The sequence below is a fragment of the Halomonas heilongjiangensis genome (assembly GCF_002879645.1).
In the GTDB taxonomy this organism is placed as follows: domain Bacteria; phylum Pseudomonadota; class Gammaproteobacteria; order Pseudomonadales; family Halomonadaceae; genus Halomonas; species Halomonas heilongjiangensis.
In genome coordinates, this window is record NZ_PNRE01000006.1 from 1 (window position 1) to 3,182 (window position 3,182).

4 protein-coding genes are annotated in these 3,182 nt (G+C 67.8%); 1 reads left to right on the top strand and 3 read right to left on the bottom strand.

Annotated features, from left to right (window positions below; translation table 11 throughout):
- Positions 1-127 precede the first annotated feature (127 nt).
- Positions 128-1,009, top strand: coding sequence for an ion transporter (locus C1H66_RS00835; protein ID WP_102626031.1), 882 nt, complete (start codon positions 128-130; stop codon positions 1,007-1,009).
- 57 nt (positions 1,010-1,066) lie between these two features.
- Here the strand turns inward: C1H66_RS00835 and C1H66_RS00840 are convergent, their stop codons facing one another.
- From C1H66_RS00840 to C1H66_RS00850, 3 genes are all read right to left on the bottom strand, one after another.
- On the bottom strand, positions 1,067-1,864 hold the full coding sequence (locus tag C1H66_RS00840; protein WP_102626032.1) for a 5'-nucleotidase, lipoprotein e(P4) family: 798 nt from the start codon (positions 1,862-1,864) through the stop codon (positions 1,067-1,069).
- 253 nt (positions 1,865-2,117) lie between these two features.
- Positions 2,118-2,741, bottom strand: a complete 624-nt coding sequence (locus tag C1H66_RS00845; protein ID WP_102626033.1) for an L-threonylcarbamoyladenylate synthase — start codon at positions 2,739-2,741, stop codon at positions 2,118-2,120.
- 55 nt (positions 2,742-2,796) lie between these two features.
- On the bottom strand, positions 2,797-3,182 hold a 386-nt coding region (locus C1H66_RS00850; RefSeq protein WP_479723833.1), incomplete at its 5' end, for a PHP domain-containing protein.

Genomic DNA, 3,182 nt, shown 5'->3' on the forward strand with positions numbered 1-3,182 from the left:
AGGGGCTCGACGATCCCGCCTGGCCGACGCCGGCCTTCGGCCGCGCCGCACTGCGCCTGGCCCGCCGGCTGCCCGCCGATACCGCGCTCTGATACCGCCCATCGTGTCGCCAGGGAGGCGTCCCGTCATGCACAACCCCTTCAAACCCGCCGGCGAAGGCCTGCGTACCCGCATCTTCCAGATCATCTTCGAGTCGGACACGCCCCTGGCCAAGGGCTTCGATGTCGCCCTGATCGGCGTGATCCTGTCCAGCGTGCTGGTGGTGATGCTCGACAGCGTGGAGGCCTGGCACCAGGCCTACGGCGACCTGTTCTACTGGCTGGAGTGGGGCTTCACCATCGCCTTCACCATCGAGCTCGCCGTGCGGCTCTACTGCCTCGACAAGCCCCTGAGCTACCTGCGCAGCTTCTACGGTGTCGTCGATGTCATCGCCATCCTGCCCACTTGGCTGGTGCTGCTCGTTCCCGGCGCCCAGTCGCTGGTGGTGGTGCGCCTGCTGCGCGTGCTGCGCATCTTCCGCGTGCTGCGGCTGATGCAGTTCGTCGGCGAGGGGCGCCTGTTGCTGGAGGCCCTGAGACGCAGCATCCGCCAGATCTTCCTGTTCTTCTTCGCCATTTTCATGCTGGTGACCATCTTCGCCTCGCTGATGTACCTGATCGAGTCCGCCGAGGCCGGCTTCACCAGCATTCCCCAGTCGATCTACTGGGCCATCGTCAGCATGACCACGGTGGGCTACGGCGACATCGTCCCGGTCACCCCCATCGGCCAGGCGATCACGGTGCTGCTGATACTGACCGGCTACTCGATCATCGCCGTGCCCACCGGGGTGTTCTCGGCGGAGGTGATCCGCTCGATCCGCGAGGAGCGTTACTCCGACGAGGCCTGCCCGGGCTGCGGCCACGACCGCCACGAGAAGCGCGCGAAATACTGCCTGCGGTGCGGCACCTGGCTCGACGAAGAGACGCCGGACCCCAGAAACGACGACGCGCCCTCCACCGACGAGGCGTAGGGCGCGTCCTGGGCGGGTCCCGGCCCACCGGCCTCCCCGGCCGGTGAACCGCGAGACTCAATCGGTCTCGAGGGGCGCCTCCCACGGCTCCAGGGGGGCATCGCTCCAGGTGCCGTAGGTGGCATTGGGGAAGACGATCCAGTCACGGCCGAAGCGCTCGGCATGCTCCTCGACCCGCGCGTGCTGGTCCGCCAGGGGCACCTTGCTGACGAACTCCTCGGCGAAGTCGTGCAGGGTATCGCCCAGCAGCATGACCAGGGTGTGGTTCTCCTCCACGAGGTCCCGGCGCTCCTGCTTGGGCGGCCCCAGCAGCAGCACGGTATCGTCGGAGACCTGCGGCAGCCCGAGCTCGTTCAGGGTCGCCAGGGTCGCCTCCTTGTTCTCCTGGTAGCGGTCGGAGACATAGTAGATCGCCACGCCCTGCTCGTCGGCGAACTCGAGAAACTCCATGGCCCCGGGGATCACCCCCGGAGTACCTTCGCGCTCCCAGTGCCGCCAGGTGTCCCAGGTGGTGTAGTCGTGACACTGCTCCATGTCCCGCGCCAGCAGCGCGCTGTTGTCCAGCACGGTTTCGTCCAGGTCGGTGATGATCGCCAGGTCGGCGTCTTCACCATGCCGGTCGATCTGCTGCTCGAGGCGCAGGGTGGCCAAGGCAAAGCCCTGGCGCTGCAGGGCGGCGACTTCGGCCGACTGCTGCTGGTAGCGCAGCCCCATGGTGTAGGCGGCCTGCTCGCAGAGGGCCGACTCGGCGGCGTCCTGAGTACTCTCGTCGGCGCCGACGGAGGCGGCAATGGACAGGGCGGTCAGGCCGATCAGGGTGGTAGTCGCGACGTTGTTCTTGGGGAAACGGCTCATCAGGGACTCCTTCCGGTGTGTCGAGGCGGGCCGGCTACCAGCCACGGGCGGCTCCTTCGCCTCGCTCGATTGACTCGTGGCCTGGCAGCCACGAACTCCACCCTAGGTGATATTGATTAACCGTTCAATTAAAAAAACATGGCTGACCCGCTCCTCGACGGCCCCCTCCCCCGGGAATCGAGGCCCCCACGCAAAGCGCCCGGCTGGTGGCCGGGCGCAGGGCGCAGACGAATCGGCGGACAACCGCCGCGGGTCACTCGCGGAAGGGGTCGACGTCGCCACGCCCCTCGCGGATGATCTTCGGCGGCAGGTCACGCAGGTCGATGACGCTGGTCGCCTCCAGGTGGCAGGCGCCGCCGTCGATGATCAGGTCGAGATGGGCGCCGAAGCGCTCGCGGATCTCTTCCGGGTCGGTCATCGGCAGCGCCTCGCCCACCGGGATCAGGGTCACGCTCATCAGCGGCTCCCCCAGGGCACCGAGCAGCGCTCGGGTGATGCTGTGGTCCGGCACCCGCATGCCGATGGAGCGGCGCTTGGGGTGCAGCAGCAGCCGCGGCACCTCGGTGGTGGCGTTGAGGATGAAGGTATAGGGCCCCGGGGTGTGGGCCTTGAGCAGCCGGAAGACGGCGTTGTCCACCTTGGCGTAGGTACCGATCTCGGAGAGGTCCGAGCAGATCAGGGTGAAGTTGTGCTTGTCGTCCAGCGAGCGCAGCCACTTGATCTTCTCGATGGCCTTCTTGTCGCCCAGGTGACAGCCCAGGGCATAGCCCGAATCGGTGGGATAGGCCACGACGCCGCCATCGCGAATGATCTGGATCGCCTGGTCGATCAGTCGCTTCTGGGGGTTCTCTGGATGGATCTGGAAGAACTGGCTCATGCGAGCTCCCTGTTCGATGGCCGATGGATATCGTCACTATAACGTGGCCCACCGTTCACGCCGCCACCCCATCGACGAAACCGGCCAGGCGCGGGTGGGCCCATACCGGCGGGGTGGCGGTACGCGGCACCGGGCTCATGCTGCCCGGGGCCAGGTGGCCGCCGGGGAAGTGGAAGTCACTGCCCACCGAGGCGTAGAGGCCACGTTCCTGCAGCTGTCGCGCCAGGTCACGGGTGGCGTCGGGATTCTGGAAACCGCTGACCAGCTCGGCGGCCTGCCCCCCGGCGGCACGGAAGGCGTCGAGCAGCAGCCCCCGCTTGCGCCGGGTCAGGCCGTGGCGCATCGGATGCGCCAGCACCGCCACGCCGCCGGCGTCGAGGACCCAGCCCACGGCCTCGGCGAGCTCCGGCCAGTGCGTCTTGACGTCGCCGGCCTTGCCGC